11 protein-coding genes are annotated in these 12,535 nt (G+C 65.6%); 5 read left to right on the top strand and 6 right to left on the bottom strand.

Annotated elements, in window-relative coordinates; translation table 11 throughout:
• The first annotated feature begins 169 nt into the window (after positions 1-169).
• Positions 170-1,519 carry an ATP-binding protein gene (locus SANBI_RS09695; protein WP_319154524.1) on the top strand — a complete coding sequence of 450 codons (1,350 nt, stop codon included), beginning with the start codon at positions 170-172 and terminating at the stop codon, positions 1,517-1,519.
• Complete coding sequence (locus SANBI_RS09690; protein ID WP_319154522.1) at positions 1,516-2,331, top strand: DUF4435 domain-containing protein; 816 nt, start codon at positions 1,516-1,518, stop codon at positions 2,329-2,331. Before SANBI_RS09695 ends, SANBI_RS09690 begins: the two co-directional genes overlap by 4 nt.
• A gap of 606 nt (positions 2,332-2,937) precedes the next feature.
• On the opposite strand, the gene SANBI_RS09685 is transcribed toward SANBI_RS09690, so the two are convergent.
• Positions 2,938-3,540 carry a class I SAM-dependent methyltransferase gene (locus tag SANBI_RS09685; RefSeq protein WP_319154520.1) on the bottom strand — a complete coding sequence of 201 codons (603 nt, stop codon included), beginning with the start codon at positions 3,538-3,540 and terminating at the stop codon, positions 2,938-2,940.
• Positions 3,541-3,593: 53 nt separating this feature from the next.
• Between SANBI_RS09685 and SANBI_RS09680 the strand changes: the two genes are divergently transcribed.
• Entirely contained in the window at positions 3,594-4,451 is an 858-nt protein-coding gene (locus tag SANBI_RS09680; protein ID WP_319154518.1) for an RCC1 domain-containing protein, read from the top strand.
• A gap of 94 nt (positions 4,452-4,545) precedes the next feature.
• On the opposite strand, the gene SANBI_RS09675 is transcribed toward SANBI_RS09680, so the two are convergent.
• Both SANBI_RS09675 and SANBI_RS09670 read right to left on the bottom strand, forming a co-directional pair.
• Complete coding sequence (locus tag SANBI_RS09675; RefSeq protein ID WP_319154515.1) at positions 4,546-5,250, bottom strand: GNAT family N-acetyltransferase; 705 nt, start codon at positions 5,248-5,250, stop codon at positions 4,546-4,548.
• Positions 5,251-5,559: 309 nt separating this feature from the next.
• Positions 5,560-6,363 carry an SDR family NAD(P)-dependent oxidoreductase gene (locus tag SANBI_RS09670; RefSeq protein WP_319154513.1) on the bottom strand — a complete coding sequence of 268 codons (804 nt, stop codon included), beginning with the start codon at positions 6,361-6,363 and terminating at the stop codon, positions 5,560-5,562.
• 102 nt (positions 6,364-6,465) lie between these two features.
• On the opposite strand from SANBI_RS09670, the gene SANBI_RS09665 reads away from it, so the two are divergent.
• Positions 6,466-7,332 carry a helix-turn-helix transcriptional regulator gene (locus SANBI_RS09665; RefSeq protein WP_319154510.1) on the top strand — a complete coding sequence of 289 codons (867 nt, stop codon included), beginning with the start codon at positions 6,466-6,468 and terminating at the stop codon, positions 7,330-7,332.
• A 185-nt stretch (positions 7,333-7,517) separates the two neighbouring features.
• Positions 7,518-8,441 (top strand): LysR family transcriptional regulator, encoded by a 924-nt coding sequence (locus tag SANBI_RS09660; RefSeq protein WP_319154508.1) that lies wholly within the window; start codon positions 7,518-7,520, stop codon positions 8,439-8,441.
• Here SANBI_RS09660 and SANBI_RS09655 read toward each other — a convergent pair.
• The 3 genes from SANBI_RS09655 to SANBI_RS09645 all read right to left on the bottom strand — a co-directional run bounded on the left by SANBI_RS09655 (position 8,438) and on the right by SANBI_RS09645 (position 12,413).
• Positions 8,438-9,127 carry a type 1 glutamine amidotransferase domain-containing protein gene (locus tag SANBI_RS09655; RefSeq protein ID WP_319154506.1) on the bottom strand — a complete coding sequence of 230 codons (690 nt, stop codon included), beginning with the start codon at positions 9,125-9,127 and terminating at the stop codon, positions 8,438-8,440. The two genes, SANBI_RS09660 and SANBI_RS09655, sit on opposite strands and share 4 nt — an antisense overlap.
• Positions 9,128-9,313: 186 nt before the next feature.
• Positions 9,314-11,893, bottom strand: a complete 2,580-nt coding sequence (locus tag SANBI_RS09650) for an excinuclease ABC subunit UvrA (protein WP_319154503.1) — start codon at positions 11,891-11,893, stop codon at positions 9,314-9,316.
• 136 nt (positions 11,894-12,029) lie between these two features.
• Positions 12,030-12,413 carry a cupin domain-containing protein gene (locus SANBI_RS09645; RefSeq protein WP_319154501.1) on the bottom strand — a complete coding sequence of 128 codons (384 nt, stop codon included), beginning with the start codon at positions 12,411-12,413 and terminating at the stop codon, positions 12,030-12,032.
• Positions 12,414-12,535: the final 122 nt, after the last annotated feature.

Here is a 12,535-nt window from a genome sequence, read left to right as displayed (position 1 = left end):
GGTGAGATGAGCGTCCTGACGATACGTCAACCGAGGCAGGGTGAATTTTCGCACTTGTCCGTTGAAGATGGGCTACGTTCCCCGACAAGGGACTAGAGTCTTGAAAAGGATGACCAGGCGGCGACAGCTGACCTATGCGCTTTTTGAGACTCTACCCGAAAGGACAATCGTGGAATTTTCCGACAGCGAAGCCCTCGGCTGGCGCCCGGTAACTCTCGAGATCGAGGGTCTTTTCGGACAAGTCTCCCATAAAATAGCAATTGCTAAGGGCGGGCCGGTTACAATCATTGCTGGTCCAAATGGATGTGGAAAGACTCATGCGCTCAAGTTGCTCCGTGCTGTCCTTGCTGTCGACTTCAATGACTTGCTGTCGATGCCCTTCAATAAAATCCGAGTCGCGCTTTCCAACGGGTCAATTGTCTCAGCTGAACGACGAGAGGACGGAGGTACCGTCTACCTGGACTTTGAGATGAGGGGCCCGTCTGGGGTGATCGAAAGATTCTCGGTGAACTCGGATGAGTTTGATTTCGACGAATCTGACGATCTACCTCCGTGGATGCATCGACAAGCCAATGGTCGTTGGTACGATGCGCGCGTCGAGCGCTACCTATCCGCCAGAGAGATTGAGCGCCGCTACGGGGTATCAGTCTCGACAGGCACTCAGCGTCAGAATTTAATAGACCAGCACGAGATCTTGCAGTCGCTGAGCATTTTGTCGGCCCCAACTTTAATCGACACAAAACGACTTGATACACCGCTCCGCACCAACGTCCGAGAGGATCCCGTCGCGTTCCCTGGCGGTCCTGGATCCGGGGGCAAGGTTGGGCGCATTGGGCAGTACATCGCTCAAATTCGTCAGCAGGTTAGCGAAGCGCGTAGGGAGTCTCTCTCTCGATCTCAGGATGCAGATGAGAAGTTTGCTTCGAACCTGCTGAAGCGGTCAAAAAAGCTCGTTAGGCAGGAAGATCTCGTAGCAGAATACGAAAGACTGTCGAAGCTCAGCGAGGAACTAAGTCTAAATGCGCTTGCGGGGAAAGCGGTTAGCGTAAAGATCCCGCCGAATGCAGATGAAACCGAAAGACGCGTTCTAGAGTTGTTCTTGCAGGATTGGGAGCGGAAACTAGAACCGCTTCTCCCAGTGCATCGAAAGCTGACCGCCTTAAAGCGCATTGTGGACGACAAGTTTATTGGAAAGACCATTCGTCTGGATGTAAGAGGCGGGCTTCATTTCCGAAGCTCATTGGGCGGCGAGGTGCGGGTCGACCAATTGTCTTCGGGCGAGCAGCACTTGTTGGCGCTATTCACACTTCTCATATTCTCGGCAAACTCTGGATCAGTCGTGCTGATCGACGAGCCAGAGATCAGTCTGCATGCGGCTTGGAAGCACTCCTTCGTGTCGGACATCGAAGAGGTGGCTCGGTTGAATGACCTCACGGTTATTCTGGCGACGCATTCAACTGCGATCATTAATGGACGGTGGGACATCGTCCAGGAGATTGGCGTGGTGGAAGAGCGGTGAGTCACGCGACATTACGGGCGTTGGATTCCGTCGCCGATCGAATAAAGCAGCACAGGCAAGCTGATCCGCGGGGCATTCTGGTTGTTGAGGGGGATAGCGACCGGAGGCTTCTCAGTCGAGTCTTCCCGGAGCGATGGGTTGTTTTCATTGCTGGAACCCGCGATTCGGTCCCGACAGTGATCGAGCGACTGCAAGCGCTCGAACTGCGGAGATTTGCGGGTTTAGTCGATCGAGATTTTGATTCGTTAGTTTCGACGGTCGAGGCTTCAGGTTTGCCGGTATTCTCCTATCAGGAAGCAGACTTGGAAGCTGCTCTCATAATCGGACCCTGGTTCGAACTTTTTTTGCCCGAGTATGCAAGCGCGGAGAAAGTGACGAACGCAGGAGGTGCCGACTCCGTCCGGCAGAAAATCGTTAATATCGCTTCGGTGGTCGGGGCTGCTCGCCGTGCAAATGCAATCAATTCCTGGGGTGTCGATTTCGACAAGTTGAATTTTTCGAGGAAATTGCGCGAAAAGGATCTTTCTTTCGAGCATGAGAGTTTCAGTCAGGCCGTCGTTGGTCGAGTTGGATCGAAAGACCCCGATGCAGTGTTGGCGGAACTGAGGGCCTGTGCCAGTGCTCCGGGTGCCCGGAATGGGTTTCGCGGCAAAGATGCCCTAGAGGTCCTTCGAAAAGGCCTGAAAAGAGTTTACGGCAGTAGGACGATTGAACATTATGAGGATCTCGCTGGAGCGCTGCGGTTATCCGCAAATTCACGACTTGAGGAAGTCTCGCCGTTTCCCGCGATCTTTCGGCAACTTTCTCAATAAGCCTGTATCTGAAGTGCTTCCTACTCTGCGCTTGTGCGCACGAGTGATGTGGTAGGTATTTATAGAACAACAGGTCGTCAATTCCAATCTGGAAGTTTGGTGCACTCTACTGACGGGCGTCATTTTGCAAATAGGCTTGGTCGAACGACCTTAAAGCTTGAGTCGGATCGTTGGATAGACGCGGCTTCTATTCGCCGCCGACGTCCTCCGCAGTGCCGTCCCGGAGGCATCTGTGTGATCCGTCGTGCTCGAGCTCGGGTCCGCTGGCATCGGTCGACGCCGCGGTCGCAGAGCTCGCGTCACTGCCCCGCCTGGACGCCGTCCCGCTCAATGGAGGCGTCATGAGCATGGACCGCCGAGCCCTGACCGAGGACGGGTTGCCAATCATCCTCGGAACACATGTCGCCGCCAACGCCAGACGGGTCGCCTGGCTGCTCACGGCGCTAGTCGGGACGGCCGTCGAGCACCGCAGCCTGAGCAGAGTCGTCCACACCTCGACAGGATTTGTCAGGCAGCTACGCCTGCGGGTCAATAACACTGCATAGTGTGAGACCCGATATTGAAGTAGTGGGGAGCCAATCCGAACACCTCAGAGCCATCTGAGGGTCAGCGCGTCGGCTTCGTCCAGACGAGGGAATACCGCCACAGAGGCATTCGTTGCCAGCGGGCTCCCGGGAGGACTCGGTCTGCGCTGCGTCTCACATCGGCATAGGTGTGGGAAGGCTGGCTACTGGGAGCGGAGTGCTCCCAGTAGCCATGGCGGCGGGAGAGGCGTCGGTGCTGGAGGAGTCCGGCGACTTCGTACGCGTAGTCGAGAGGGCTGGAGTTCTGTGCCAGACCTACGACGGCGACGACGCCACCGGGAGCGGTGAGCACGGCGAGGCGGTGCAGCGCCCGGTCGAGGTCGGGGAGGTGGTGGATCGTCGCGATGGACGCGACCACGTCGAAAGAGGCCGTGGGCAGCGGGACCGTCATGACGTCCCCCTGGACCCAGGTGACGTCTGTGTCGCGGCCCCGCGCGGAGTCCAGCGCTGTGGCGTCGAGATCGAGCCCGGTCACGCGCGGCACCCTGTTGCGCAGCTCCGATGCGAGGAGCCCATCACCGGTGCCGACGTCGAGCGCCGTCTGCGCTCCGTCGGGCACGACGTCGAGGATCCGGCGGTGGTAGTGGATGTTGTGGTTCCACCGGACCGGGCGTTCCTCGCTCATCGGTCCAGGGTGGCCGGTCGAGGAGGTTCGCCGCAATCTGAGACCATGCACCGATGACCTCCCCTTTGGTTCACGCCCGCATCGCCGCCGGCCGGCGGCATTCGATCGGGGTCGGCGCGGACGGATCGGTCGTGACCGCCGGGCGTCCCGGTGCGGCGGAGCTGCGGACGACCGGGTGGAGCGATGTCGTCGCGGTCGCTGCGGGGAACGTGCATGCCGCACCGAACACCGGTCGTTCCCACTCGGTCGCTCTTCGCAGTGACGGGACGGTCCTGGCGATCGGGTGGGACAAGGACGGGCAGTGCGACGTCCACGAGTGGCGGGACATCGTCACCATTGCTGCCGGTTGGCGACGAACACTTGCCGTCGCCGTCGACGGGACGGCTCGCGCTGCCGGCCGTCGTGCCGAAGGGGCGTGCGACGTTGACGGATGGACCGACGTCATCGCCGTGGCTGCAGGAGACTGGCACTCCGTCGGTCTCCGGCGCGACGGGACGGTCGTGGCGACCGGGAACAACCGCAGGGGACAGCTCGACGTCGACGGCTGGCGGGGCATCACCGCGGTCGCCGCGGGGTACCTCCACACCGCCGCCCTCACGCAGGACGGCCGGGTCGTCGTGACCGGTGACCGTTCTGCTGGCATCGAGGACGCCACTGCCTGGCGTGACGTCCTCGCCGTCGCGTCGGGGAGCCAGCGCGTCGTCGCGGTCCTCAGCGGAGGACGGGTGCTGGCGGCAGGGGACAACAGTCGCGGTCAGTGCGACGTCGAGCAGTGGCGGGACGTGGTGGAGGTCGCCGCAGGGGCGACACACACGCTCGGGCTGCGTACGGACGGGACCGTTCTCGCGACAGGGAACGACGACGACGGGCAGTGCAACGTGACTGCCTGGAACAGGGTTACCGGGCGGTGACCCTCTCACGCCCTCCTGTGCCGTGCGGGTGTCTACGCGAGCGGTCGGACAGCCAGCCGAGTTCCTCTCGGGCAGGGTGCTTGTAGCGGTCGGCTCAGGTGCGCAGCTCGAACGCGGCCTGAGTGCCCATTTGGACAAATCCAAGACGCTCTCCGACACGCCTCGACCCCACGTTGGTGTCGCGCGATCGCCACTGAGCCACGGTGTGCTCACGAAGTGCGTGCTCGACTGCCCCTGAAGCAACAGCCAGTCCCATGCCTCGACCCCGGTGCTCCGCGCCCACTGCGACACCGCAGTGTGCGACCCTTCGTGGCCAGCTCTCATACCCTGACGCGGCGACCGGCACACCTTCGTCCTCGGCCACGAACCAGACGCTCATCTCCAAGAGACCGCTCTCGTCGCGGTCCTCAAGTTCGCACTGCGAGATCGCTTGTTCTACCGCATCTCGGTCAGCCTGGCGCACCGTTTGCGGGGCGGGTGCGCGAGTGAACGTCGACTCGTCTGCGTACCCGAGGAGTGCCTGCCCGATCAGCAGTGGTCGCAGGTCGACCAGTGCTGACTCGGCAGCACGAGCATCGACTAGTTCTTGTTTTGGGAGCTCGTGCAGGCGACCGATCGCTTCAGCGGGTCCGGCGACGAGCACGGAGCCTCCGATGTCGACGATGACGGTGGCCGTAAAGCCTGGCCACTCCACGAACGACACCTCGGACGAGTTCAACGCCCCTTCCGGTGCGCGCATCCGCTCCTCCCAGAGGCTCTCGACTATGCGGAGCGTGGCGGTGCTCAGAGAGGAAGGCATGCTGCACCCTACGCTCCGCGTGCACGATGACCGGCTCGTCGCGGCACCGGCCGGTGAGTCAGCAAACGCGGCGCCAGTCCACTAGTCGGATGATGCCGACGGATGGCTAGAGACAGATCATCGGCGGCCAGCGCGACGCTCTAAGAAGGGACAGGGAGCGCCACCTGGACCGCGTTGAAGCCCGCACACTGAGGTTTGTGTTCGCTGGCCAGCGCTTCCACTGATTGCGCTGTCGGTGGTGGTAGACGCTCCAGAGGGCCGAGGGCTCGTCGACTTTGAACGCCGGCGGCTTTCGCACCGCCGACGCCTCTAGGCAGTCCGCGCCGTCGTGATGCCACCGTCCACCGCGATCTCCGCGCCGTGGACGTACCCGGCACGCCCCGACAACAGCCACGCCACGGCGTCGGCGACCTCTTCGGGTATCCCCGGACGCCCAGCCGGTGTCGGAGCAGTCATCGCGGCGATGACATCGCCGTCTCCTGAGTTGATGGGCGTCCGGGTGGCCCCGGGGGAGACCGTGTTGACCCGCACCCCGCGGGGCCCGAACTCTGCGGCCCAGCTGCGGGCGAGCTGGATCTCGGCGGCCTTGCTCGCGGAGTACAGGCCGACGATGGGGTGCCCGATGTGGGCCATCCACGACCCGATGACGACGATCGCCCCGTGGCCGCGCGCGGCCATGGCCGGGGCGAGAGCAGCGGTGAGCACGTGGGGCGCACGGATGTTCACCGCGAGGGTGGCCTCGAGATCGGCGTCGGTGAGGGAGACGGTGTCGACGGCCGGGCACAGGGCGGCGTTGTGCACGATCGCGTCGAGCTGCCCGCCGGCTGCCTCGGTGACTGCGGCGGCGAAGTCGCGCAGGACGTCGGGTTCGGCGGCCAGGTCGGAGCGGATGAAGATAGCCTTCGGGTTGTTGGAGATGTCACTGTGATCACTGCCGTCACCGGCTGGGGAGAACCCGGTGATCTCCATGACGATTGCGTCACCGCGGGTCGTGTCGCGACCGGTGACGATCACGCGCCAGCCCTGGGCGGCGAGGGTTCGGGCTGTCGCGGCGCCGATGCCGCTGGTGGAGCCGGTGACGAGGACGGTGCGGGTCTGCTCGGTGGTGGTCATGTGTCCTAGTGGACCCGGGCCGGCAGGCCCCGCACCAGGGTGCGTGCTGCCTGGTCATGGCGTGACCAGGTCCGCAGCACGCTGTGCTCCTACGCTAGGTCGGTGCCTGCTGACCGTGCTGCCCTCGGAGCCTTCCTGCGCTCTCGCCGTGACCGCCTCACGCCTTCGCAGGCAGGCATCACGGCGTTCCCGGGCCCACGGCGCGTCCCGGGGCTGCGCAAGGAGGAGCTGGCAGTGCTCGCCGGGCTGAGCCCGGACCACTACAGCCGCCTGGAGCAGGGACGCCAGCAGAACGTCACGGACGAGGTGGTCCGGGCCTTGTCGCAGGCGCTGCAGCTGGACGATGTCGAGCGTGCGCACCTGCAGGACCTCGCCGCACCGACGTCTCGGCGGCGATGGGCCGGGCCCGAAGCCGCGCAGCGCCCGGACCCGGGGATGCTGCGCCTGATGACGACGCTCGAGCACGTCCCCGTGCTGCTCCTCGGCCGCCGTGCGGAGGTGCTGGCGAGCAACAGGCTGCTCAGCAGTGTGCTGGGTACCGCGATGGAGCCAGGGATGTCGTTTGTGCGGTGGCTGTTCCTCGACCCGGACGCGCGGGCGAGGATAGTCAACTGGGCCGACTTCGCCGCGGCTGCGGTGGGGTCGTTGCGCTACGAGGTGGGTCGTCACCCCGACGACCGGCAGCTCGCCGACCTGGTGGGGGAGCTGCGTGCGGGCGACCCGGACGTGGAGCGCTGGTGGGACGACCAGCGGGTCACCTTCCGCACCTCGGTGACCAAGCACGTCGCCCACCCGACCGCCGGGTCGCTCGTCTTCGGTATCGAGTCGCTCGTCGGACCGCACGACCCCGAGCAGCGCCTGGTCGTCTACACCGTGGAGCCCGACTCGCCCACGGCGCGGGTGCTGCCGGTGCTGGCCAGCTGGTCGGAGGAGGTGCCCGAGCGGAGCGGTGCAGACGACCGAAGCTGACCGAGGCTCACTGTCTCTACGGAACACTCTCGACCGGCGCGCTCGAGAGACAGGGGTCGCGCGGCTGACCGAGTCGGCAGCGACGTCGACCGGTGCCCCGGCCGCTGGGACCTGGCTCACGCCAGATGTGGTTCAATTCGTCCACAAGTAGTCGTAACCAGGTAGAACGGGACGGACGAGAGGGCGTGGTCGAGCTGCAACCGAGCTTCGACTACCTCCGCACCTTTGTCGCCGTGTTCCGGATGGGGACGTTCACGTCCGCAGCGAAGTTCGTCGGGCTGAGTCAGCCTGCCGTCACGAGCCAGATGCAGGCGCTCGAACGGCAGCTCGGGTATCCGCTGTTCGAGCGACATGGGCGCCGCATCGTGCCGACGGCGAGGGCGCAGGCGCTGGCTGCGGAGGTCGCCCCGCACATCGACAGCCTCGATGCCATCACCGACCGGGACGGGAACCTCCCTTCTGAGCAGGCTCGTGTCATTCACATCGGCGGACCTGCGGAGTACATGTCCGTCTGCGTGATCCCGCTCTTGGCTCAGATGGCCGATCAGAACGTCGAGTTCAGGGTCACCTTCGGTCTGGCCGAGAAGCTGCTCGTCGATCTGTCCGTCGGAGCTCTCGACGTCGTCGTCAGCTCGATCCGTCCCCGGCTTCGTGGGGTCGCGAGCGTTGCTCTCATCGACGAGGAGTTCCTGCTCGTCGCCTCGCCACGATGGCGGGATCTCATCGGCGACGGTGAGACGGTCACTGCCGAATCCCTGCGTCAAGTGCCGCTCGTCGCCTACTCCGAAGATCTCGCCATCATCCGCAGGTACTGGCGCTCTGTGCTCGGGCAACCTGCCGACGGGCTCAACCTCGCTGCGACGATCCCAAACCTTCGCGCGATCACGGATGTTGTCATCCACGGGCTGGGTATGTCGGTGCTCCCTCGGTACCTGATCGAGGAGCACCTCCGGAGTGGGGCGCTCGTCGTCTTGCTGGACCCTGAGATGGCACCGTTGAACACCCTGTATGTCGCGACGCAGCAGGGCATCCTGCACAAGAACCGCTCGGTGCGGCTCGTGCACGATGCCCTGCTGGCTGACGCTCAGCGCGCGGCCGGGACGTCTTAGCCGGCGGCGAGCAGGGCCACGACCTCACGTGCCACGCCCGTGGCCGACTGCGGGTTCTGCCCCGTCACCAGACGCTGGTCGACGACGACGTTCTCGGTGAAGTTGTCACCGGGCACGTGCGTGGCGCCCTTGCTTGCGAGCTCGTCGGCAAGGAGGAACGGCACGACGCCCGTGAGCCCCACCGCGGCTTCTTCGTCGTTCGTGAAGCCGGCAACCCGCTTGCCGTCGACGAGGTGCTTCCCGTCCGTGAGCGTGATGTTCACCAGCGCCGCGGGACCGTGGCAGACCGCGGCCACCACTCCGCCGTTCTCGTAGACCTCTCGGCCGACACGGCTGACTCCCTCGCTGCCCGGGAAGTCCCACATCGATCCGTGGCCTCCCACGTAGAGCACGGCGTCGTAGGAGCCTGCGTCGACGTCTGCGAGGGCCGGCGTGCTGGCGAGCTGGCGCGAGACGTCGGGGTGGTTCAGGAACGCTTCCTGCTCGGTGTCACCCTCCTGGCGACCGTCCTGCGGGGCGACCCCTCCCTGGATCGAGGCGAAGTCAACGTGATAGCCCGCCTTCATGAACACCTTCCACGGGTGCGCCGCCTCGTCGATGTAGTACCCCGTGCTCCGGAGCCCCCCGAGGTCATCATGGCTCGTCAGTACGAGCAGAACCTTCTTGGCATCCTGCGTCATCGTCATCGCACCCTTCGGTCTGTAGTCAACACGACCTTCGACAAGCTACGCGGGCGATGTCGGCGCGAAAAATAGCTCTTTTGATGCTGCAGATCGAGGGTCCTGGGTCTGGGCGCGAGCGTCCGGCCAGCCGATCTTCACGGACATCTAGATCCCGAGAGTGGCATTCCGGGGATGGCGAACCACGAGTTCTCAGCTGCGTGCTCGCTCGGGGAGGTACCGAGCCGTCTGGCTCCCCGGGGTGCCTCTGACATCGTCTGGGCTGCCTGCTGCCACCACCTGCCCACCCGCATCTCCGCCCGACGGCCCCAGGTCCACGACCCAGTCCGCAGCTGCCACCACGTCCATGTCGTGCTCGACGATGACCACGCTGTCGCCTGAGTCGACGAGGGACTGCAGCTGTGCGAGCAGCAGCTGGACGTCGGCAGGGTGCAGACCGGTGGTCGGCTCGTCGAGCAGGTACAGCGTGTGACCGCGGCGGACGCGCTGGAGCTCGGTCGCGAGCTTGATGCGCTGGGCCTCGCCACCAGACAGCTCCGTCGCGGGCTGCCCGAGGCGCAGGTACCCAAGACCCACGTCGAGCAGCGTGCGCAGGCTGCGTGCTGCGGCGGGGATGCCGGAGAGCGCCTCCGCCGCGTCCTCGACGGTCAGTGCCAGGACGTCGGCGACGCTGCGGCCCTGGTACCTCACCTCGAGGGTCTCCTCGTTGTACCGGGTGCCGTGGCACTCGGGGCAGGTGCCGTAGCTCCCGGGGAGGAACAGCAGCTCGACGGAGACGAAGCCCTCGCCCAGGCATGTCTCGCAGCGACCTCCGGTGACGTTGAAGGAGAACCTGCCGGCTGTGTAGCCGCGCTCGCGGGCGAGGTCGGTCGCCGCGAAGGCTGACCGCACGGCGTCGAAGAGTCCTGTGTACGTCGCGAGGTTCGACCGTGGTGTGCGGCCGATCGGCTTCTGGTCGACCTGCACCAGTCGGTCGACGTGCTCGAGACCTGTGGCGTTACGGACTGTGAGCAGGTCGGCACGAGCGTCGGGAAGCACTGCCTCGGACAGACCTGCTCCTTCCGACTCCTCGGCCGCGGCCTCGGCTCCGTCGATGTCGTCGTCTGCAGCCACCGCCCCTCCGGGCAGCCCAGCGCCGTTGAGGTGGTCCCGCACGACGTCACGCAGCACCCGGCTGACGAGCGTCGACTTGCCCGACCCGGACACCCCGGTGACGGCGACCAGCATCCCGAGCGGCACCGTCGCGTCCAGGTTGTCGAGGTTGTGGACCGTCACACCCTCGACGGTCAACCAACCCCTCGGCTCGCGGGCCTGGCGCTCGACCGCGACGGCATCCGCCTCGGTCTCCGGGAAGAGGAACGGTCGAGTCACCGACTTCTTCACGTCCGCCAGCCCAGCCACGGCGCCGCTGTACAGCACCTCGCCGCCACCGGTCCCCGCCGCTGGACCGACGTCCACCACCCAGTCGGCCTTCCGAACCAGGTCCATGTTGTGCTCGACGATGAACACCGAGTTCCCCGACGCCTTGAGCTGCTCGAGCACCTCCATGAGCGGCTCGGCGTCGGCGGGGTGCAGACCGGCGGAAGGCTCGTCGAGGACGTACACGACCCCGAACAGCCCAGACCGCAGCTGCGTCGCGAGCCGGAGCCGCTGCATCTCGCCGGGGGAGAGCGTCGTGGTGACGCGCCCCAGCCCGAGGTACCCGAGACCGAGGTCGGTGAGGACCCCGATCCGTCCCAGCAGATCGGTCGTGATCGCGACCGCGACGTCGGTGTGCTCGCCAGACCGGTTCGTCGGCAGAGCTGGTGCAGCGTCCTTGAGCAGCGTCGTCGGTCGGATGACCTCCGCGAGCTCGGTGAGCGGGAGCGCGTTCATCTCGGCGATCGTCCGCCCGGCGAAGGTCACCGCCAACGCCTCCTGCCGGAGTCCCGTCCCGCCGCACACCGGGCACGGCCCGGACTTCACGAAGTGCAGCACCTTGGCGCGCATCGTCTGGCTCGAGGAGTCCGCGAGGATGTGGAGGACGTACTTCCGCGCGCTCCAGAAGCGTCCGTTGTACGGCTTGGCGACGCGGTCGCGCTGCGGGGTGATCTGCACGACGGGCTGCTCATCGGTGAACAAGAGCCAGTCGCGGTCCTTCTTGGGCAGCTCGCGCCACGGGCGGTCGACGTCGTAACCGAGGGCGATGACGATGTCGCGCAGGTTCTTGCCCTGCCACGCACCGGGCCAGGCGGTGATCGCGCCGTCGCGGATGCTCAGCGACGGGTCGGCGACAAGCGTGTCCTCGGTGACCGTCCGGGCCACACCCACACCGTGGCACTCGGGGCACGCTCCGGCGACGGTGTTGGGGGAGAAGGCGTCCGAGTCGAGCCTCGTCGCGAAGCCTTCGGGGAAGGTGCCCGCGCGGGAGAACAGCATCCGCAGGGAGTTCGAGAGTGTCGTGACCGTCCCGACGCTCGACCGTGAGCTGGGCGCGCCACGTCGCTGCTGGAGCGCGACAGCGGGCGGCAGACCGGTGATGGACTCGACGTGAGGGTCGTGCCCCTGCTGGATCAGGCGCCGCGCGTAGGGCGCGACAGACTCGAGGTACCGGCGCTGCGCCTCCGTGAAGATGGTCCCGAAGGCCAGCGACGACTTGCCGGACCCCGATACCCCGGTGAAGGCGACGATCGCGTCGCGCGGGACGTCGACGTCGACGTTGCGCAGGTTGTTCTCGTTGGCGCCGCGGACGCGGACGAAGGTATCGGGGGTGGTGGGGGTGTTGTCGAGCATCGGGCGACTCTAGGCCGCGGGGATGGACCGGGCGACCGGAGCGAGCCAGTCGTCGGACACGTCACACCTCACCCGTGGTTTCTGCTGGCCCGACCTGGCAGCCGTGGCACGAGCAGTGACCCTGAGCTTGCGACTGTCAGCGGAAGCCGGCGACCTGCTGCTCGACCGGCACGGTGCCCTCGACGAAGACCTCGCCGGTGTGCCTCGTGGTGACGGTCTCGATCAGGACGATCTCGACCTCCTCGTCGGCGACGGGGTTGTGCTGCACGCCTCGCGGGACGACGTAGAACTGCCCCGGGGTGAGCACGACCTCCTGGTCGTCGGGGAGCTGGATGCGGAGTCGGCCTGAGACGACGAGGAACATCTCGTCCTCGGCCTCGTGGGCGTGCCACACCAGCTCACCGAGCAGCTTGGCGACCTTCACGTACTGGTCGTTCACCTGCCCGACGACCCGCGGCGTCCAGTGTGCCTCGACCTGTCGCAGCTCGGCAGCGACGTCGATCCCATGAAGAGCAGTCATCGGTCCATCATCACGCACGGGCGCTGTCGACGGGCTGCGGGATCCTCAGGGACAGTGGTGCTGACCTGTCGACTCTGCACAGGGGCGGCCCATGTCCTTGGCCGTCGCATCGCTCCGACCGG

It is taken from the genome of Sanguibacter biliveldensis (assembly GCF_033798665.1).
In the GTDB taxonomy this organism is placed as follows: Bacteria; Actinomycetota; Actinomycetes; order Actinomycetales; family Cellulomonadaceae; genus Sanguibacter; species Sanguibacter inulinus.
Note: the sequence above shows the minus strand (reverse complement) of the source record. Positions and strands in the feature narration are given on the sequence as shown.

Bases quoted from the DNA above. Each gene is read 5' to 3' on its own strand.
- SANBI_RS09675 (WP_319154515.1), bottom strand. From the start codon at position 5,250: ATGCCTTCCTCTCTGAGCACCGCCACGCTCCGCATAGTCGAGAGCCTC.
- SANBI_RS09685 (WP_319154520.1), bottom strand. From the start codon at position 3,540: ATGAGCGAGGAACGCCCGGTCCGGTGGAACCACAACATCCACTACCAC.
- SANBI_RS09680 (WP_319154518.1), top strand. From the start codon at position 3,594: ATGACCTCCCCTTTGGTTCACGCCCGCATCGCCGCCGGCCGGCGGCAT.
- SANBI_RS09645 (WP_319154501.1), bottom strand. From the start codon at position 12,413: ATGACTGCTCTTCATGGGATCGACGTCGCTGCCGAGCTGCGACAGGTC.
- SANBI_RS09655 (WP_319154506.1), bottom strand. From the start codon at position 9,127: ATGACGATGACGCAGGATGCCAAGAAGGTTCTGCTCGTACTGACGAGC.
- SANBI_RS09670 (WP_319154513.1), bottom strand. From the start codon at position 6,363: ATGACCACCACCGAGCAGACCCGCACCGTCCTCGTCACCGGCTCCACC.
- SANBI_RS09650 (WP_319154503.1), bottom strand. From the start codon at position 11,893: ATGCTCGACAACACCCCCACCACCCCCGATACCTTCGTCCGCGTCCGC.